The 17,800-nt window shown below is 71.2% G+C and carries 18 protein-coding genes; 12 read left to right on the top strand and 6 right to left on the bottom strand.

Annotation, left to right across the window (positions count from 1 at the left end; all coding sequences use genetic code 11):
• Positions 1–8: 8 nt before the first annotated feature.
• Genes D6B71_RS20920 through D6B71_RS20910 form a run of 3 tightly spaced genes read left to right on the top strand, consistent with a single transcriptional unit; the run spans position 9 to position 2,724 of the window.
• Positions 9–1,157 (top strand): acyl-CoA dehydrogenase family protein, encoded by a 1,149-nt coding sequence (locus D6B71_RS20920; protein ID WP_121258747.1) that lies wholly within the window; start codon positions 9–11, stop codon positions 1,155–1,157.
• Positions 1,135–2,307 (top strand): acetyl-CoA hydrolase/transferase C-terminal domain-containing protein, encoded by a 1,173-nt coding sequence (locus D6B71_RS20915; protein ID WP_206051897.1) that lies wholly within the window; start codon positions 1,135–1,137, stop codon positions 2,305–2,307. Before D6B71_RS20920 ends, D6B71_RS20915 begins: the two co-directional genes overlap by 23 nt.
• Positions 2,308–2,313: 6 nt before the next feature.
• Positions 2,314–2,724: a nitroreductase family deazaflavin-dependent oxidoreductase gene (locus D6B71_RS20910; RefSeq protein ID WP_121258745.1), complete on the top strand. Its 411-nt coding sequence runs from the start codon at positions 2,314–2,316 to the stop codon at positions 2,722–2,724.
• Between the two features lie 49 nt (positions 2,725–2,773).
• Here D6B71_RS20910 and D6B71_RS20905 read toward each other — a convergent pair whose 3' ends face one another.
• From D6B71_RS20905 to D6B71_RS20880, 6 genes are read right to left on the bottom strand one after another with little or no spacing between them, the layout of a single operon-like run.
• Positions 2,774–3,763: a Rieske 2Fe-2S domain-containing protein gene (locus tag D6B71_RS20905; protein ID WP_206051896.1), complete on the bottom strand. Its 990-nt coding sequence runs from the start codon at positions 3,761–3,763 to the stop codon at positions 2,774–2,776.
• Entirely contained in the window at positions 3,760–4,911 is a 1,152-nt protein-coding gene (locus D6B71_RS20900) for an acyl-CoA dehydrogenase family protein (protein ID WP_121258743.1), read from the bottom strand. The genes D6B71_RS20905 and D6B71_RS20900 overlap by 4 nt, the downstream gene beginning before the upstream one ends.
• Positions 4,908–6,128: an acyl-CoA dehydrogenase family protein gene (locus D6B71_RS20895; RefSeq protein WP_121258741.1), complete on the bottom strand. Its 1,221-nt coding sequence runs from the start codon at positions 6,126–6,128 to the stop codon at positions 4,908–4,910. The genes D6B71_RS20900 and D6B71_RS20895 overlap by 4 nt, the downstream gene beginning before the upstream one ends.
• On the bottom strand, positions 6,125–7,063 hold the full coding sequence (locus D6B71_RS20890; RefSeq protein WP_121258739.1) for an acyl-CoA dehydrogenase family protein: 939 nt from the start codon (positions 7,061–7,063) through the stop codon (positions 6,125–6,127). Before D6B71_RS20890 ends, D6B71_RS20895 begins: the two co-directional genes overlap by 4 nt.
• Positions 7,060–8,241: an acyl-CoA dehydrogenase family protein gene (locus tag D6B71_RS20885; RefSeq protein WP_121258737.1), complete on the bottom strand. Its 1,182-nt coding sequence runs from the start codon at positions 8,239–8,241 to the stop codon at positions 7,060–7,062. The genes D6B71_RS20890 and D6B71_RS20885 overlap by 4 nt, the downstream gene beginning before the upstream one ends.
• 4 nt (positions 8,242–8,245) lie before the next feature.
• Positions 8,246–9,043 (bottom strand): enoyl-CoA hydratase/isomerase family protein, encoded by a 798-nt coding sequence (locus tag D6B71_RS20880; RefSeq protein ID WP_121258735.1) that lies wholly within the window; start codon positions 9,041–9,043, stop codon positions 8,246–8,248.
• Here D6B71_RS20880 and D6B71_RS20875 point away from each other — a divergent pair.
• Genes D6B71_RS20875 through D6B71_RS20835 form a run of 9 tightly spaced genes read left to right on the top strand, consistent with a single transcriptional unit; the run spans position 9,042 to position 17,712 of the window.
• Positions 9,042–10,067, top strand: coding sequence for an SDR family NAD(P)-dependent oxidoreductase (locus D6B71_RS20875; RefSeq protein WP_206051895.1), 1,026 nt, complete (start codon positions 9,042–9,044; stop codon positions 10,065–10,067). The genes D6B71_RS20880 and D6B71_RS20875 overlap by 2 nt on opposite strands.
• Positions 10,064–11,269 carry an OB-fold domain-containing protein gene (locus D6B71_RS20870; RefSeq protein WP_121258731.1) on the top strand — a complete coding sequence of 402 codons (1,206 nt, stop codon included), beginning with the start codon at positions 10,064–10,066 and terminating at the stop codon, positions 11,267–11,269. The genes D6B71_RS20875 and D6B71_RS20870 overlap by 4 nt, the downstream gene beginning before the upstream one ends.
• Entirely contained in the window at positions 11,266–12,426 is a 1,161-nt protein-coding gene (locus D6B71_RS20865; protein ID WP_121258730.1) for a thiolase C-terminal domain-containing protein, read from the top strand. Before D6B71_RS20870 ends, D6B71_RS20865 begins: the two co-directional genes overlap by 4 nt.
• A 1-nt stretch (position 12,427) precedes the next feature.
• Positions 12,428–12,868 (top strand): Zn-ribbon domain-containing OB-fold protein, encoded by a 441-nt coding sequence (locus D6B71_RS20860; protein WP_121258728.1) that lies wholly within the window; start codon positions 12,428–12,430, stop codon positions 12,866–12,868.
• Positions 12,865–14,055 carry a thiolase family protein gene (locus tag D6B71_RS20855; protein WP_121258726.1) on the top strand — a complete coding sequence of 397 codons (1,191 nt, stop codon included), beginning with the start codon at positions 12,865–12,867 and terminating at the stop codon, positions 14,053–14,055. The genes D6B71_RS20860 and D6B71_RS20855 overlap by 4 nt, the downstream gene beginning before the upstream one ends.
• 1 nt (position 14,056) lies before the next feature.
• A complete protein-coding gene (locus D6B71_RS20850; RefSeq protein WP_240641614.1) occupies positions 14,057–14,569 on the top strand; it encodes a MaoC family dehydratase in 513 nt (170 codons plus the stop codon).
• Positions 14,566–16,140, top strand: a complete 1,575-nt coding sequence (locus D6B71_RS20845; RefSeq protein ID WP_206051894.1) for a class I adenylate-forming enzyme family protein — start codon at positions 14,566–14,568, stop codon at positions 16,138–16,140. The genes D6B71_RS20850 and D6B71_RS20845 overlap by 4 nt, the downstream gene beginning before the upstream one ends.
• Positions 16,140–16,910: an SDR family oxidoreductase gene (locus tag D6B71_RS20840; RefSeq protein WP_206051893.1), complete on the top strand. Its 771-nt coding sequence runs from the start codon at positions 16,140–16,142 to the stop codon at positions 16,908–16,910. Before D6B71_RS20845 ends, D6B71_RS20840 begins: the two co-directional genes overlap by 1 nt.
• A gap of 4 nt (positions 16,911–16,914) precedes the next feature.
• The gene (locus D6B71_RS20835; protein WP_121258720.1) at positions 16,915–17,712 is read left to right on the top strand and encodes an SDR family oxidoreductase; all 798 of its coding nucleotides are present in this window, start codon (positions 16,915–16,917) and stop codon (positions 17,710–17,712) included.
• The last annotated feature ends 88 nt before the right edge of the window (positions 17,713–17,800 follow it).

Below are 17,800 nucleotides of genomic sequence, written 5' to 3'. Positions count from 1 at the left end.
GGGCCGCGATGGGCACGGACCAGGAGGTCCTCACGGGCTTCCGGGCGGAGGTACGCCGATGGCTCGCCGAGGCGCCCCGCCCGGAGGGCCTGCACGACTACGGGCCGACGCCGAGCCCGGAGGACGTCCCCACCGGTCGGGTCTGGCAGCGCCAGCTGCACGACGCGGGCTACGCCTGCCTGCACTGGCCCGCCGAGCACGGCGGTCGCGACGCGAGTGTCGCGGACCAGGCTGCCTTCGCCGAAGAGTGCGCGGAGGCCGACGTCCCCCGGCAGCTCAACATCGTGGGTCCGGACCTTGTCGGTCCGATCCTGATGCGCTTCGGCACCGAGGCGCAGAAGGAGCAGTTCCTGCCGCAGATCCTGACCGGTGCCGACATGTGGTGCCAGCTGTTCTCCGAGCCCGATGCGGGCTCGGACCTCGCTGCGGTCCGCACCCGGGCCGCACGACAGGCCGACGGCACCTGGATCGTCGACGGGCAGAAGGTGTGGACCTCCGGCGGCGTCGGCGCAGACTTCGGCCTGCTGCTGGCCCGGACCGGTGGATCCGGGCACGGCGGCCTCTCCGTCTTCGTCGTACCGATGGCGACCGACGGCATCGAGATCCGTCCGCTGCGTCAGATGGACGGCGAGGCGAAGTTCAACGAGGTCTACTTCACCGGTGCGCGGCTGCCAGCCGATGCGATCGTCGGCGAGGAGGGCGGCGGCTGGAAGGTCGCCACGGCCACACTCGGTCGCGAGCGCCTCTCGCTGGGGGCCAACGCGGTCGGCATGTTCCGAGCGCTCGCGGAGATCCTCGAGGCCGCTGACCAGCGGGGCCGACGCGACCTCATCGCCGACGGGGTCGCCTCCCTCTGGGTGCGGACCTGGCTGCTGCGGACGACGTGGGAGCGAGCGATCGAGGAGGGCGCGGAGCCCGGCGCCCCCGCCTTCTCCGTGCTCAAGCTGCTCACCTCGGAGACCTATCGAGAGATCGGCGACCTCGGCACCGAGGCGCTCGGAGCCGACGCGGCCTGGTCGGAGGACGACGAGCCGCTGGTGCGCCGGATGCTGGTCGCGCACGCGCAGACGATCCTCGGCGGCACCTCCGAGATCCAGCGGAACATCCTCGCCGAACGGCTCCTGGGGCTTCCCCGTGAGCCGGCCCGGCAGCCGTGACCGGTCGATGTCACTCGCCGAGCTGATCCGGCCCGGCGCCACCGTGGCCATCGCAGATGGCATGGGGGCGCCGCGCACGGTCTCCGCGGAGTTGTCCGCGATCGCCCGGGAGGTGGGGGACGTCCGGCTCGTGCTCGGCTGGCTCCCCACACCCGACGATGCTCTCGACGTCACCGCGTTCGCCGATGTGCGGGTGCTGATGGGCGGATGGGGGATGCGCGGTCCGATCAAGGACGGCACGGTGACCCAGGTCCCGTGTCGCTGGTCGCAGGCCCCTGTCCTGATGGAGTCCTCGCTCCGCCCCGACGTCGTGATCGCGTCCGTGGTCGAGGCCCGCCGAGGCGGCTGGACGCTCGGTGCCGCGGTCGGCTGGGTGCCGGCCGCGCTGCGCGCCGGAGCGACCCTCGCTGCGGTGGTGACCCCCGAGCTGCCCCGGGCAAGCGTGGCCGGACTGGCCGCCTCCGCCGTCACCATCGTCGGTGAGGACGAGGCGCTGCCCGCGACCCTGGAGTTCCCGGAGCCGGAGGACGTTCACCGCCGTCTCGGTGAGCAGGTGGCGTCGCTGATCCCCGAGGGTGCCCGGCTCCAGGTCGGTCCGGGTGCGCTTGGCACCGCTGTCCTCGATGCTGTCCGGGCTCCGGTCAGCATCGATTCGGGGCTGCTCCCCGGTGCCGTGGTGGACCTCGAGCGCCGCGGTCTGCTCCTCGGGAACCCCATGGGCACCTATCTCGCCGGCGACGCCGAGCTCCTCGCCTGGGCACACGACCGGCCGCTGCTGCACCCCATCGATTTCACCCACGACGGAACGAGGCTGGTGTCCTCGGGGCCGTTCGTCGCGGTCAACACCGCTCTGGAGATCGACGACCAGGGGCAGGTCAACGTGGAGGGACCGCGGGACCGGCCGATCGCCAGTCCGGGCGGGCATCCGGACTACGCCGCCGCAGCAGCGCGCTCCCCGCAGGGACTATCGGTGATCGCTGTTCCGTCGACCCACCGTGGCCGCCCGACGCTCGTCGACCAGCTCTCCGGGCCGGTCTCCACGCCGGGGTACGACGTCGACGTCGTCGTGACGGAGAACGGCATCGCCCACCTGCGGGGCCTGGGTCGAGACGAACGAGCCCGGACCCTCCGGGCCCTCTGGGAAAGGTGATCACCGATGGACATCCAGGAGATGAACCGCAAGGTCATCGAGCAGTTCCGCGCTGGTGAGGAGTTCACCGTGCAGGGCATGACGCGCGACCAGCTCCTGCTGCTGACGACCGTCGGCCGGCAGAGCGGTGAGCCGCGCACCAGCCCGATGATGTTCCACCGCAGCGGAGGCCGGATCTTCGTGATCGCCTCCGCCGGCGGGGCCAGCAAACACCCGGCCTGGTTCCACAACCTCGACGCGAGCCCGTCGGTGCGTGTCGAGGTGGGCGAGGAGGACTTCACCGCCGAGGGACGCGTGCTGACCGGCGCCGACCGGGCTGCGATCTGGTCCGAGCTGCTGGCGACGTACCCCTTCTTCGCCCAGCACGAGCGGCGCGCTGCTCCGCGCGAGATCCCCGTCGTCGAGCTCGTCCGCTGACCTGCGGGAAAGCGCCGACTGCGTCAGCTGCGGTGTCGGGTCGGCTGCGTCAGCCGGCGACGTCGTAGAACGAGTTCGCCCAGCGCCGGAGCCGGCGGAAGCCCGCGGCCTCCGAGGTCGCGAGGCCGGGCGGCTCGAGGTAGATCTGGGTGTGCCAGATCGAGATGTCCTGGTCCAGCGCCGCCTTCGCCTGGACGAGACGCTCGGCGTGGTCCTCGGCGCCGTCCTCGATCCAGTAGGTCGCGAAGATGTCGGAGTACTGGTCGTCCACGGGAGTCGTGCAGATCGCGATGATCCGGGCCGCGGCGTCGTCGCCCCGGCCGAGCAGCTCGCCGTTCCAGGACGTGCCGATGCCGGACCACATGATCTGGATCGTGTTGTCGTGGTCGTCGGGCCGGTCGACCCCGTCGCTCCACCGGCGCCCGAAGCCCACCTTGGCCTGCCAGCGAGCTCCGTCGGTCTCCTCGTGGAGGACAGTGGGGGAGATCGGGGTCTGGTGGACGAACCGGAAGTGGTGCGGGTCGACGGCGTTCTCGGCGATCACCTGGGGGTGCACGCGGATGCCGGCCTTGAGCGAGCGCTCGTCTGGGCCGACGGGTGCGAACTTCCGCTCGGCGATGTGGGCGCCGAGCTGCTCGCGCACGTTCGGGAGCTCCCACCGAGGAGGGCCGCCGTTGGGGTCGTGCCAGACGAAGATGCCCTCGTCCTGCTCGGCCACCGGCCAGGAGCGGATGCGACGGGCTTTGTTGGGCCGGTCCTGGTAGGGGATCGACACGTTGCGGCCCTCACCGCTCCAGACCCACCCGTGGAAGGGGCACTGGATGTCGTTGCCGACGACGCAGCCCCCACCCAGATGTGCGCCGAGGTGCTGGCAGTGCGCGTCCAGCACCGCGACCGTGCCGTCCTCGCGCCGGAAGGCGACCAGGTCGGTGCCGAGGTAGTGGAGGGACTTCACCTCGCCGATCGTGATGTCGGCGGACCATGCCACCTGGAACCAGCCGGTGGGCCGCATCGGCGGCAGTCCCCTTTGGTCGCTCACTTCGTGCTCGTCTCGTTGGTGACGCCGAGCCTCTCCAACAGGCGCTCGTAGTACGTCGCCGGGCCGCCGAACATCAGCTGGTCGGCCTTCGCGCGGCGGAAGTACAGGTGGGCGGGGTGCTCCCAGGTGAATCCGATGCCCCCGTGGACCTGGATGGTCTCCATGGCGACGAACATGAACGCCTCCGAGCAGACCGAGTGGGCGACCGCCGCCGCCTCGCCAGCCGGGGGAGCGTCGTCACGACCGTCGATGGCGCGGGCGGCCTCGGTGGCGGCGGCGCGGGCGAGCTCGATGCGGGCGAACATGTCGGCGCACTTGTGCTTGACCGCCTGGAAGGAGCCGATTCGGCGTCCGAACTGCTCGCGGACCTTGGCGTAGCCGACCGCCATCTCCAGGCACGCCTCCGCGCCGCCGACCTGCTCGGCAGCGAGGGCGGTCGTCGCCCGGTCCAGCACCGCGTCCAGGAGGTCCGTCAGCGTGCCTGGCGCACCGACCAGGGTGCCGGACGCGTCATCGAGATCGAGTCGGCCGATCCGGCGGGTGATGTCGAGCGTGCGCAGCGCGGTCCGCTCGACGCCGGCGGTCGCGGTGTCGACGGCGAACAGGGCGTCACCCTCGGGAGTGCTGGCGGCGACGAGCACGACGCCTGCCGACAGCAGATCGGGCACGATCGCCTTGGTGCCGGACAGGGACCAGCCGTCCCCGCTGCGCTCAGCGGTGACGGTGAAGCCCTCGTGGCGCCAGTGGCCGTCGGGCTCGATGACCGCGAGCGTCGCGACGGTGCTGCCAGCTGCGATGCCGGGGAGGTGCTTCTCCATGGCGGCCTGGTCTCCCGAGGCGACGAGGGCACCTGCGGCGAGCACCACGGTCGAGAAGAACGGTCCCGGTACGACGAACCGACCGAGCTCGCCGAGGACGACCGAGAGGACCTCCATGCCGTATCCCTCGCCGTACGGCGTGGGCAGGGCGAGGGAGTGGAGACCGAGCTCGGTGGCGAGACGGTCGTACAGCTTCTCGTCGTACCCCGTCTCGCTCTCGACCACCGCGCGCACGGCCTCCTCGTCGGAGGCCGACGTCAGCAGGCCCCGCAGGGAGCTGCGCAGGTCAGCGAGGTCGCTGGCACTGATCTGTTCGGGGACGACGCTCATGCCGGCTCCTTCGGAAGGCCGAGCACGCGCTCGCCCAGGATGTTCTTCATGATCTCCTCGGTGCCGCCGAGGATCCGGAACGCAGGAGTGCCGAGCAGGAGCTCGTTCCACGAGAACGTGCCCCAGTCGCCGGTGTCGGCGAGCATGCGGGGCCCGGTCATCTCCGCGGCGAGGTGGGCGATGCGGGTGAGGTTCTGGCCGAACATGAGCTTGCCCACCGAGGCCTCGGGGCCTGGCAGGTCACCGGCCCGCGCCCGGCGCATCATCTGACTCGTGAGGTACTCGGTCGCGGCCTGGTCGGCGATCACCCGGGCGAAGTCGCGGCGTACGCCGCCATCGGTGTCGCGGCCGGTGGCCTTCAACATCGCCAGGAGGTTGGCACGCGACGTCGGCCGCGTCGCCGGGCCGGCACCTTCGCCGCCGACGGAGGCACGCTCGTTCAGGAGCGTCGTCATGGTCACCCGCCAGCCGTCGTCGACCTCGCCCATCCGGTGGGTGTCGGGCACCCGGACGTCGTCGAGGTAGACCTCGTTGAACTCCGCACCCCCGCTCATCTGGCGCAGGGGCCGGACGTCGACGCCCTCCCACGACATGTCGATGAGGAAGGTCGTGATGCCCTTGTGCTTGGGGACCGAGGTGTTCGTCCGGCACACCGCCATCCCGAGCTGCGCGTGCTGTGCGCCCGAGGTCCACACCTTCTGGCCGTTGAGCACCCAGTCGTCCCCGTCCCGCACCGCCTTCGTCTGCACGTTCGCGAGGTCCGAGCCGGCGTTGGGCTCGCTGAAGAGCTGACACGCGATGGCGTCGCCGCGGAACATCGCCGGCAGGTACTGCTCGTTGATCTCCGGGCGCGCGTGGGCCAGCATCGTCGGCGCGATCATGCCGAGCCCGATCAGCGAGATGACGCCGGTGTCGGGGACGTCGTACCCGGCCTCGAGACCGTCGTAGACCAGGTCGTGCGCGATGCTCAGCTCGCGGCCGCCGTACTGCTTCGGACCGGTGATCCAGCCGAAGCCGTTCTCGAAGCGGGTCCGCTGCCAGTCGCGGGCAGCCTGGACGTTCGCCTGCTCGACCTCGAACGGCTCGTCGCTGAAGTAGGTGACCCGGTCCGGGCCCTCGCCCCAGACCACCGCGCCATCGGACGCACGCGGTGTTGCATGGGCGTCGAGGAAGGCCCGGGCCTCGTCGGCGAAGTCGGCCAGTGACGGTGTGCTCATGGGGTGTCCTCCCAGATCTGTACGACCGGATGTGCGGGCGTGCCGGTGAGCAGGTCGCGGCCCGTCTGCTCCACGAGCTGCCCATGGCTCCCGAGCAGCTGGTCGAGGGTCGCGCCGCGCTCGACGAAGCGGTGCATCGGGCCCTCCTCGGTCAGGCCCATCGCGCCGAGGACCTGCACCGTGCGTCGCAGTACGACGTCCTGTGCCGAGCCCGCCTTCGCTTTGGCCGAGCGCGCCGCCCACGGCGCCAGGGCAGGATCGGCCGAGACGGTCCAGGCTGCCGAGAGCGCCGATGCGGCCGCCTCGATCGCGGCGTAGGACTCGGCGAGCTGGTGGCGGACCGCCTGAAACGAGCCGAGCGGCCGGCCGTACTGACGTCGGTCCCTCGTGTACTGGACCGCGAGGTCCAGGGCGGCGCGACAGACACCGATGATCTCGGCGGACACGGCGCGCCTGCCCGCGGCCTCGGCTGCGACCCAGTCGCCCGCGACGCGCTCGCCGTCGGGGAGTGCTCCCACCACGACCTGCCATGCGGAGTGCCGGTCGAAGCCGCCGAGAGGGCGGAGCTCGAGAGCGGCGGCGGGAACGGAGCGCACGCCACGGGCGTCGGGGACCAGGACGCGCTCGAGGTCGTCGACAGGGCCGAGCAGGACGCCGGCACCCACCGAGGTGAAGGAGGGATACAGCACGCCGTGGCCCGTCAGGGCGGGATCGAGGGCGCCGACGACGACATCGTCGAGCAGGCTCGTCGATGCGAGCGCGCGCCCCTGCTCGATGAAGAGCATGGTCGTCGCGGTCTCGGGGTCCTCGTTGACGACCTCGTCCCAGCCGAGCTCGTCCAGGCGGGCCGCGAGGTCACGGGCTGAGTCGTCGGCGAAGACGTCGCGGAGTGACTCGGCGACGGCCGCGCGGGCTTCGGTGTCGAGCACGGTCACGCGACCCCTTCCTTCGGCAGGCGGAGAACATGGTCGGCGAGGATCGTGCGCTGGATCTCGCTGGATCCGCCGAGGATCGTGGCGGAGCGGCTGTACCACCACTCGTCGCGCCAGGCGGTGTCGACGACATCGGTGCCGGCGAGGAAACCGGCACCGAGCAGCTCGCGGGCGAGGTCGTAGAGACCGATCTCGACGGCCGCGAGCAGCACCTTGTCCACGCTCGCCTCCGGACCGACGGGCTCACCGGCCGCGAGGCGTCGTACGGTCTGGGCGGACTTGGCACGCAGCGTCATCACGTCGGTGTAGACCTCGCCGAGTCGCCGGGTGAGGCCGTCGGGGATCCCGGATCCGGCAGCGAGGTCCGCTGCGGCGATCACCAGCTCGCGGACCCGGGAGAGGGCCACCGCGGCGCACTGCCAGCCGTAGACCGATCGCTCGAACTGCAGCAGGTACATGGCGACGCTCCAGCCGCCGTCGACCGCGCCGACGATCTGGTCGCCGGGGATCCGGACGTCGTCGTAGAACACCTCGGCCAGCTCGCTGCGGCCGCCGGCGATCGCGATCGGACGCACGGTGACGCCGGGCGCATCCCGGTCCACCAGCACCATGGAGAGTCCCTTGTGCCGGGACTCCGGCGCGCCGGTGCGGACCAGGCAGACGAAGCGGTGCGCGGTCTCGCCGTGCGACGTCCAGAGCTTCTGTCCGGAGACGACCCACTCCTCGCCGTCCCGGGTCGCACGCGTCCGGAGCCCGGCGAGGTCGCTCCCGGCGTCGGGCTCGGAGAAGCCTTGGCCCCACCACTCCTCGCCGCGCAGGTAGGCCGGCAGGTGCCGTGCCGCCAGGTGCGGCGCGAAGCGAACCAGGGCAGGGCCGAGCGTCTCGAGCATGAGCGTCGGCTGGGGGATCGGCAGCCCGGCGGCGGCGAGCTCGTCGTAGAGCGTCGCGCGGTGGACCAGCCCGCCGCCGAGGCCCCCGACGGACTCAGGCCATCCCCAACGGCTCCAGCCCGCGTCGTGGAGAACGCCCATGAGGCCGGCCTCGTGACGGATCCGGTCGGCGGTGGTCTCGTAGTGGACCGACCGCCACTCCTCCAGCGCTGCCGTGGAGGTCAGGAAGCTCCGAACTCCGACGGCGTAGGCGCGGAGGTCGACGCCGAGCTCGGGGGCGAATCCGTCCACGCACTCACGCCGTCCGTGCGGAGCGGGCCTTCGCGCGCTCGAGGAATCCCGTGACCAGCGCCTGGTGCTCGGGGGTGTCGAACGACGCGTACTCCTCGGCGAGGGCGTACTCGAGCACGCCCGCCATGGCCTTCTTGATGTGGATGTTGAGGGCCTGCTTCGTGCTCTGGATCGCCTGGGGCGGCTGGGCGGCGAGCTTCTGGGCGACCGCGATCGCCTCCTCTACGACGGTGCCGTCGGCCACGACGCGCGTCGCCAGCCCGAGCTCCGCCGCCTTCGCGGCGGGGATCCGCTCGCTGGTGAGGAGGTACTCCTTGGCGCGGAGCATGCCCATCAGCAGCGGCCAGGTCGGGGCGCCGCCGTCGGCAGCGGTCAGCCCCACGCCCACGTGCGGGTCGGAGAAGTACGCCGACTCCTCGATCAGCACGATGTCGCTGCACGCCGCGATGCTGCAGCCCAGCCCGACCGCCGGCCCGTTCACCGCGGCGACGAGGGGCAGGCGGAAGTCGACCATCTCCTTCAACAGGACTCCGGCGCTGTCGATCTCGGTCCGGCGCTTGTCGCGGTCGGTCCAGAGGTCGACGAAGTGCTGGAAGTCGCCACCCGCGCTGAACGCCCGGCCGGCGCCGGTGATCACCACGGCGCGGGCCTCCTTGTCGGCGGCGAGATGGCGCCAGACGGAGACGAGCGCGTCGTGGAGCGCCTCGTTGGTCGCATTGAGGTGCTCGGGTCGGTTGAGCGTCACCAGGCGGACCGCGCCCCGCTCCTCGATCAGGAGCTCGGGCTCGAAGGGGTTAGTCATGGGCCCATTCGAGCGTGAGTTGACGATTCTGTCAAGAATCCCTAACCTCGGCCCTGTCCGGAGGTTCGTTGAAGGGATGTGCGCGTTGCTGTCAACCGATGGCCTGCTCGATGGCCGTGTCGTGATCGTGACCGGGGGTGGTCGCGGGATCGGGCGCAGTCACTGCCTGGAGCTCGCCTCCGCCGGCGCCACCGTGGTGGTCATGGATCTAGGCGTGGGACTGGGCGGTGATGCGAGCGGAGAGCACCCGGCCGACGAGGTCGTGGAGACGATCACCGCTGCGGGCGGAACTGCTGTGGCGGACGGCGGAAGCGTCGCCGACTGGGACGGTGTCGCTGCCCTGGTGGGTCGCACGGTGGACCGGTTCGGCAGACTCGACGCAATTGTCAACAACGCCGGGATTCTGCGCGATCGCACCATCACCTCGATGACAGAGGCCGACTTCGACAACGTGGTCGACGTCCACCTCAAGGGCACCTTCACGATGACCAAGCACGCGTGCGACCACTGGCGCGCCGAGCACAAGGCAGGTCGCCCCGTCGCTGCGCGGATCGTCAACACCACCTCGGGCACCGGTCTCGCCGGCAACGTCGGGCAGGCGGCGTACGGCGCAGCCAAGGCCGGCATCGCCAACCTCACGCTGACCACCGCGATGGAGGGTGCCCGCTACGGCGTCACCGCCAACTGCATCTCGCCGGTGGCAGCGACCCGGATGACCGCCTCGGCCGGCATCGCGGCCGAGGAGGGGAGCGGCTGGAGCCGCCTGGACCCGGAGAACTCCTCACCCGTCGTCGCCTGGCTCTGCTCGGAGCAGTCCGGCTGGCTGACCGGTGCGGTGCTTCGTGTCGACGGCGCAACGCTCGCACCCACCCGCCCGTGGTCGGTCGGTGCCGGCTATCGGTCGCAGGGCGGCGAGAAGCTCTCCGTCAGCGAGATCGACGCCGGGCTGCGCGGTGTCTTCGGCATTGCGCCTGCAGGCATTCCGGGGCTCACCCCCACGGCCCTCGGCGGGGTTGCCCGATGAGCCGGCTCACTGCGATCGGGACCGTCCTTCCCGGATGGTCGGACGGCAAGCGACGCGTCGTGGGTCTGGACGAGGACGCCGTGACACTGGGTGTGGCAGCAGCACGGGTCGTGCTGGAGAAGGCGGGCACCGTCCCGGTCGATCGCGTCGTCTTCGTCTCGCACGACCTTCCGCTCCTGGAAGGTGGGAACGCAGCGCCCCTGCTGGCCGGTATCGGCCTCGATGAGTCCGTCGTCGTCGTCGAGCAGGTCGGCGGTGCGCCAGCTGTCCTCGACGCGGTGGCCGGCGCCCTTCCCGGCACCCTGGTGATCGCCGCCGACCTGCTCCCGGCTGGAGCCGGCGCCGTGCTCGTCGGCGAGACGGGACCTGAGCTGTCGGTCGAGGGCCGGGTGGTCCGGAGCATGCCGACGCAGTCGCGCGCGGCCGACGGCATCGTGCGGGAGTACGACGACCCGCGGCTGCTGTGGGAGCAGGGTGTGCGTCGCTCCATCGAGCAGCTGGAGCTGACCGAAAGGCCGACCGTCGTCGCCGGCCTCGCCGCGAAGCAGGCTCGTCAGGTCTGCAGCGGAACGCCCCCCGAGCTGCCGGTCATTGGCGGGGCAGCTGCGGTCTTCGCGCTGGCCGCGATCGCCGACCCGGGCGGAGCCCTGGTCCTGGCCGTCGAGCAGGCGAACATCACCGCTGCCCGCGTCGACGGCGTGCCGACGGTCGCCAGCGTGGCACCGGAGGTGCGGCCCCTCCCGCGCACCCGGACCACGCCGGGCCCGGACATCGCCATCTCGCTGGCGGCCTACGACCGGGCGTTCGAGCCGAAGCTGCGATGGGAGGCCGGCTCCTGTGACGCCTGCGGAACCCTCGCGCTGCCGCCGCGCCTGCGCTGCCTGGAGTGTGGGTCGGAGGAGGGCTGGTCCCTCGTGCCGCTGCCCCGCACCGGCGAGGTCTACACCGGTGTGACCGTCCACGTGCCGGTGCCGGGCCTGCCGACGCCGTACTCCCTCGTCATCGTCCAGCTCGACGACGTGGACGTGCGGGCGCTGGTGAAGGTCACCGGTGTCGAGGCCGGCGCGATGCAGATCGGAGATCGGGGAACGCTGGTGTTCCGCCGGATCTCCACCCGAACCGGCATCCCCGACTACGGGTACGCCTTCCTTCCGGAGGCGGACGTCGAGGCAGCACAGCACCGAGAGGAGGCATCGGCATGAGGCGAGTCGCTGTGGTCGGAGCCGGGATGACCCCGTTCCGCGAGCACTTCGGCCTGGGCATCAAGGACCTCGTCCCCATGGCCGTCTCGGAGATGGCCGCCCACGTCGACAAGGGTCTGGACCGTTCCGACATCGAGGCCGCCTGGTTCGGCGAGCTCAGCACGACCGACGGGTTCCCGTCGGGGATCCTCGCGGACACGTGTGGCCTGCTGGACATCCCGGTCACCCGCGTGGAGAACGCCTGCGCCACCGGCAACGACGCTGTCCGCAACGCGACCTACGCCGTCGGATCCGGCGCGGTCGACGTCGCCCTGGTCGTCGGTGCCGACAAGGTGCGCGAGTCCTCCACACGGACGACCTTCTGGGAGTGGGCGGGGATGACGCGCGACTCGGCCTGGGACTACCCGCTCGGCCTGATCGCGCCCGCCAACTTCGCGCTCCACGTCGCCAGGTACCTCCACGAGTCGCCCGCGACGCGGGAGCACATGGCCATGGTGGCGGTGAAGAACCACCGCCACGCTCTGCCCAACCCGAAGGCACAGCTGCGCTTCGAGATCACGATCGAGCAGGTCCTTGCGGCCCCCACGGTCGTCGAGCCCTTCGGCCTCCTCGACTGCACGCCGCAGAGCGACGGTGCGGCCGCGCTGCTCCTGGTGGCCGAGGACGTGGTCGACCGCTACACCGACCGCCCGGTCTGGGTGCGTGGCGTGGGCCTCGGACTGGACCGCGTGATGCACCAGCACAAGCGCGACATGACGTCGTTCCCGCCGACGGTGAAGGCAGCCCGGGCCGCCTACGCCATGGCGGGCATCGGGCCCTCGGACATCGACGTGGCCGAGGTGCACGACTGCTTCAGCGGCGTCGAGATGATCTCGTACGAGGACCTCGGCTTCGCCGAGCGGTTCGGTGCCCACAAGCTCCTCGAGGCGGGGGAGACGAGCATCGGCGGTCGGCTGCCCGTCAATCCCAGCGGCGGGCTCAAGGCCAAGGGCCACCCGCCGGGGGCGACCGGTGTCGCGCAGTGCGTCGAGCTGTTCGAGCAGCTGCGTGGCGAGGCAGCCAACCAGGTCGACAACGCCCGCATGGGGCTCGCCCACAACGTCGGTGGTCCCACCGCGGTCTCGGCCGTGACCGTGCTCGGGATCGGGAAGGACTGAGATGCCCTACACCCGGCCGGAGTTCCGGCTGTTGCCCACCGCATCCGGTTACACGGAGGCCTTCTGGACCGGCGGTCGGGACGGCCACCTGCTCGTCTACCGCTGCGAGAGCTGCGAGCAGTTCTTCCACCCACCCGGCCCGATCTGCTGGCGCTGCCGCAGTCGCGATGTCGCGCCCGCCCCGGTCTCCGGCCGCGGCCGCGTCGCCACCTTCACCGTCAACGCCCAGCCGTGGCTGCCGAGTCTCCCGCCGCCGTACGTCGTGGTGCTGGTGGAGCTGGAGGAGCAGCCCGACGTGCGGATCATGAGCCAGCTCGTCGACATCGACCCCGCTGAGGTGGCGATCGGCATGGAGGTCGAGGTGTTCTTCGAGCATTGGAGCGACGAGCAGCGCGGCGACATCTGGCTGCCGCTGTTCCGTCCAGCAGGAGGTGTGGCATGAGCAGGGGACCCTTCGACGGTCGTGCGACCATCAGCGGCATCGGCCAGTCCGCGGTCGGCCGCCGACTCATGCGCGACGGCCTCGACCTCACCATCGAGGCGATCGAGCGCGCAGTGGCCGATGCCGGCCTGTCCTTCGACGACATCGACGGTGTCGCCAGTTATCCCGGGCCGGGCGTTCCCGCGCCTGGCTTCACTGGAGCGGACGTCTCGCAGGTCCAGACGGCGCTGGGCATCCGGAGCCGCTGGTACATGGGCTCGATCGAGACCGCGGCCCAGGTGGGTCCCGTGATCGAGGCCTGCATGGCCGTGGCCCTCGGGCTCGCGCAGCACGTCGTGGTGTTCCGCTCGGTCTGGGAGGGCACGGCGCAGGCCGGGGGCGGCCGCGCCTCCGCGCTGGTGCCCGGCGGCGAGCTGCCTCCGCACCTGCAGTACTCCGCGCCGTTCGGTGCGCTGTCGGCGGCGAACTGGCTCGGGCTGCCGGCGACGCGCTACATGCACGATCACGGGCTCACCAAGGAGCAGCTGGGCCAGGTGGCGCTCAACGGACGCCGCAACGCGGCCCTGAACCCGGCGGCGATCTACCGCGACCCGATGACGATGGAGGACTACCTCTCCGCGCGGGTCATCTCGACGCCGTTCGGGCTCTACGACTGCGACGTGCCGTGTGACGGCGCGACCGCGATCGTGGTCTCCCGCGCCGGATCCGCCGGTCTGCGTCGTACACCACTGGTCGTCGAGTCCGTCGGCACCGGCATGTACGAGCGACCGACCTGGGACCAGCGGGCCGACGTCACGTCGATGGCTGCCTACGACGCCGCCGCGTCGATGTGGGAGCGCACGAGCCTCACTGCGGCCGACGTCGACGTGGCACAGCTCTACGACGGCTTCACCTTCCTCACCGTCAGCTGGCTCGACGCGCTCGGCCTGGTCGAGCACGGCCGCGCAGGCGACCTGCTCGACGGCGGTGACCGGATCGCCCGCGACGGCGACCTTCCGTTGAACACGTCGGGCGGCCAGCTCTCCGCGGGCCGGCTGCACGGCTTCGGCCACCTGCACGAGGCGTGCGTCCAGCTCTGGGGTGAGGGCGGCGAGCGTCAGGTCGCCCGCCAGCCTGAGATCGCCGTGGTCGGTGCCGGTGGTGGCCCCGTCGCGGGCTGCCTCCTGCTGAGCAACCGGGAGGCGTGACGTGACCCGGATCGACCTGACCGACGCCGACCAAGCGCCGACCGACGCGGTCATCTACCGCGGGATGGCCGACTTGGAGGCCGCTGTGGGCGACGAGATCGGGCCGACGCCCTGGCTCGTGGTCGACCAGCAGCGGATCGACGGGTTCGCCGACGACACCCTCGACCACCAGTGGATCCACGTCGACCCGGAGCGGGCCGCATCGGGCCCGTTCGGAGCGACGGTGGCCCATGGATTCCTCACCCTCTCGCTGGTGCCGTACTTCGTGAACCAGCTGCGCCGGATCGACGGTGCCGTGATGGGCGTGAACTACGGACTGGACCGGGTTCGCTTCCCCGCGGCTGTTCGCGAAGGCAGCCGGATCCGGGCGCGGAGCCTGATGGCCTCCGTGGAGAGGATCGGGGAGAGCGCCGTCCAGGTCGTGACCCGGACGACGATCGAGCTCGAGGGCTCCGTCAAGCCTGCGTGTGTCGCCGACCTCGTCGCCCGCTACTACTTCGGGGAGACGTCGTGACCCAGACGCCTTCGTGGCCCTGGCAGATCGCCAGCACCACCTTCGACGGACTCGTCCGCGCCCGCGCCTCGGCGACTCCGGACGCGACCTTCCTGATCGGCGACGACGGCGAACGGCTCACCTTCGGCGAGTACGACGCCCGCGTGGACCGGGTCGCCGCCGCGCTGTCGCGCGAGGGGATCGGGCAGGGGAGCCGCGTGGCGTGGACCCTGCCGACCCGTGTCTCCACCGTGCTGGTGATGGGAGCCCTGCGCCGACTGGGCGCGATCCAGGCGCCGATCATTCCCCTCTACCGTGAGCGCGAGATGGGCGCCGCGGTGCGGACCTCCGGTTCGGAGACCCTGCTGGTGCCGGGCACCTGGCGGGGGACCGACTACCTCGAGCTCGCCGCCAGGCTTCCGCTGGAGGGGCATACCTCGCCTCTGGTGCTGGAGATCGGCGCCGTCGCGCCGGAAGCCGACCCGGTGGCCGGCCTCGGGGAGCCCTACGACGCTGACGACATCCGCTGGATCTACTTCACCTCGGGCTCCACGGGCACCCCCAAGGGCGCGCGGCACACCGACGACACTCTGCTCACGACGGGGCTCGCGTTCGGCGGGATCGGCGGCCTGGGACGAGAGCCCGGGGAAGTCGCCGCGATGGCCTTCCCCATCGCTCATGTGGGGGGCATCGAGTACCTGATCGCCGCCCTCGCCGGCGGATATCCGGTGCTGCTGGTCGAGGCGTTCGAGCCCCAGCCCACGCTGGCGCTGTTCAAGGAGCACGGCGTGACGACGACCGGCGGCGCGCCGCCGTTCTACCAGGCATTCGTCGGGTTCGCTCGTGCCGCCGGCGGCCCGCCCCTGGCGACCCTGCGCACCCTCAAGGGAGGCGGTGCACCCTGCCCGCCACACCTGTTCCACGAGGTCACCGCCGAGGTCGGCTGCCGGCTCGCCCACGACTACGGCATGACAGAGGCGCCGATGATCGGGGTTGCCAACCCCGACGATGCCGACGAGATCCTCGCTGTCACGGACGGCCGCGTCATTCCGGGCAGCCAGGTTCGCCTCGTCGACGCTGACGGTATCGAGGTCGGCCCCGGTGAGGCCGGCGAGATCCAGGTGTCCGGCCGCGGTGTGTGCCGCGGCTACTGCGACCCCGCAGACACTGCCGCCAACTTCACCGAGGACGGCTGGTTCCGCACCGGGGACCTGGGACAGCTTCGCCCGAGCGGTCACCTCGAGGTGATCGGCCGCCTGAAGGACCTGATCATCCGCAAGGGCGAGAACATCGCGCCGTTCGAGATCGAGACCGTCCTGATCGCGCGGCCGGAGGTCGCCGAGTGCGCCGTCATCGGCCTGCCGGACGAGGAGCGCGGCGAGCTGGTCTGCGCCGTCGTCGTACCTGCGGCCGGCTCCCAGCCCACGCTGGTCGAGCTCAAGGCATGGATGGCCGAAGCAGGCCTGATGCCCCAGAAGGTTCCCGAGCGGCTCGAGCTGATGGACGAGCTCCCCCGCACGGGCCTGGCGAAGGTCGCCAAACAGCAGTTGCGCCAGCAGCTCCTCTCCACCACGACAGAAGGGTCTCGATGATGACCGACAACAATGCCTCCGCGATCGTCACCGGCGGTGCCGGGGGGCTCGGCGAAGCCACCGTCCGTGCCCTGATCGACCAGGGGACCGCCGTGGTCATCGCCGACCTCGCCGACGACAAGGGCGAGAAGCTGGCAGCCGAACTCGGCGACCGGTGCACCTATGTCCGCACCGACGTCAACGACGACGACATGGTCGGCGCCGCCATCGCCGCCGCCGAGGCACTTGCTCCGCTGCGCTACCTCGTCACCGCCCACGGAGGCTGGGGCGTTGCCGAGAAGGTCGTCCAGAAGGACGGGTCGCCGGCGAGCATGGACTCCTTCCGCAAGACCGTGGACCTCTACCTCAACGGCACCTACAACGTGCTCCGGCTCGGCGCCGCGGCCATCGCCCGGCAGGAGCCCGGCGAGGACGGCGCGCGGGGCGCGATCGTGACGACCGCGAGCATCGCGGCGTTCGAGGGACAGATGGGGCAGAGCGCCTACTCGGCCGCGAAGGCCGGCGTCGTCGGCCTCACCCTGGTCTCCGCCCGCGACCTGAGCGCGGTCGGCATCCGGGTCTGCTGCATCGCACCCGGCACGATGCGGACCCCCATCATGGAGTCGGTCGGCGAGGAGGCGCTCAAGGCGTACGGCTCGGCCGTGCCGTTCCCGAAGCGGCTCGGTCAGCCGTCGGAGTTCGGCGATCTCGCCGTACACCTGCTGTCCAACACCTATCTCAACGGCGAGGTCGTTCGTCTCGACGGCGGCCAGCGCTTCGGTCCGCGGTAGACCCGTGGACTACCGGATCGCCGGCAGGACGGCCCTCGTCGTCGGCGGCAGCAAGGGCATCGGACTCGAAGTCGCCAGGATGCTTGCGGCCGAGGGTGCGCGTGTCGCGATCGTGGCGAGGACGCAGCGGCACATCGACACGGCCGTCGACGCCATCGTGAGCAGCGGCGGCGACGCCATCGGGGTGTCGGCCGACATGACCACCGAGGCCGGCATCAACGCAGCCGTCGCCGAGGTGACCCAGCGGCTGGCCGCACCGGAGATCGTGGTGACGCAGGCAGATTTCCACGTCCGGGGATTCTTCGCGGAGATCGAGCGCGCCGAGGACTACGTCGACTCCTACCGCGCCTACACGTTGAGCCAGGTTCACCTGCTGCGCGCCGTCCTGCCCGCGATGCAGGAGCAGGGGTGGGGTCGGTACGTCCACATCGGATCGGCCACGGCGAAGGAGCCGCAGAGCAAGCCGCCGCACACGGTGGCGAACGCGACGCGTCCCTCGACGGTCGGGCTACTCAAGAGCGTCGCCGACGAGTACGCCCGGTTCGGGATCGCGATCAACACGGTCGCGCCCGGCTGGATCGCCACGAAGACCACGAACTGGTACCTGGAGACGCACGAGGGGCTCACCGACCCCGACGACCGCCGAACGTGGATGATCGAGACAGCGGGCGTGCCGGCCGCACGGCTGGGTGAGCCCACGGAGATCGCGTCCACGATCGCCTATCTCTGCTCGGACCAGGCCGGTTACCTGACGGGGCACTACATCGCCGTCGACGGCGGGCACCACCGCTCAGCGTTCTGACGGCCTGCGGCCCGTCGCTCAGCTGACGGTGCCGGTGAGGTTGTGCAGGATGCTGGTGGCAGCGGCGTTGATGATGTCGGTCTCGCTG

This window comes from Nocardioides ferulae, from assembly GCF_003660455.1.
Lineage (GTDB): Bacteria > Actinomycetota > Actinomycetes > Propionibacteriales > Nocardioidaceae > Nocardioides > Nocardioides ferulae.
This window is presented reverse-complemented; position numbering and strand designations above follow the sequence as displayed.

Excerpts from the sequence above, each read along its gene's own strand:
- D6B71_RS20855 (WP_121258726.1), top strand. The coding sequence starts at position 12,865 with ATGAGCAGGGGACCCTTCGACGGTCGTGCGACCATCAGCGGCATCGGC.
- D6B71_RS20920 (WP_121258747.1), top strand. The coding sequence starts at position 9 with ATGGGCACGGACCAGGAGGTCCTCACGGGCTTCCGGGCGGAGGTACGC.
- D6B71_RS20875 (WP_206051895.1), top strand. The coding sequence starts at position 9,042 with ATGGGCCCATTCGAGCGTGAGTTGACGATTCTGTCAAGAATCCCTAAC.
- D6B71_RS20900 (WP_121258743.1), bottom strand. The coding sequence starts at position 4,911 with ATGAGCGTCGTCCCCGAACAGATCAGTGCCAGCGACCTCGCTGACCTG.
- D6B71_RS20880 (WP_121258735.1), bottom strand. The coding sequence starts at position 9,043 with ATGACTAACCCCTTCGAGCCCGAGCTCCTGATCGAGGAGCGGGGCGCG.
- D6B71_RS20865 (WP_121258730.1), top strand. The coding sequence starts at position 11,266 with ATGAGGCGAGTCGCTGTGGTCGGAGCCGGGATGACCCCGTTCCGCGAG.
- D6B71_RS20895 (WP_121258741.1), bottom strand. The coding sequence starts at position 6,128 with ATGAGCACACCGTCACTGGCCGACTTCGCCGACGAGGCCCGGGCCTTC.
- D6B71_RS20860 (WP_121258728.1), top strand. The coding sequence starts at position 12,428 with ATGCCCTACACCCGGCCGGAGTTCCGGCTGTTGCCCACCGCATCCGGT.
- D6B71_RS20910 (WP_121258745.1), top strand. The coding sequence starts at position 2,314 with ATGGACATCCAGGAGATGAACCGCAAGGTCATCGAGCAGTTCCGCGCT.
- D6B71_RS20870 (WP_121258731.1), top strand. The coding sequence starts at position 10,064 with ATGAGCCGGCTCACTGCGATCGGGACCGTCCTTCCCGGATGGTCGGAC.
- D6B71_RS20840 (WP_206051893.1), top strand. The coding sequence starts at position 16,140 with ATGACCGACAACAATGCCTCCGCGATCGTCACCGGCGGTGCCGGGGGG.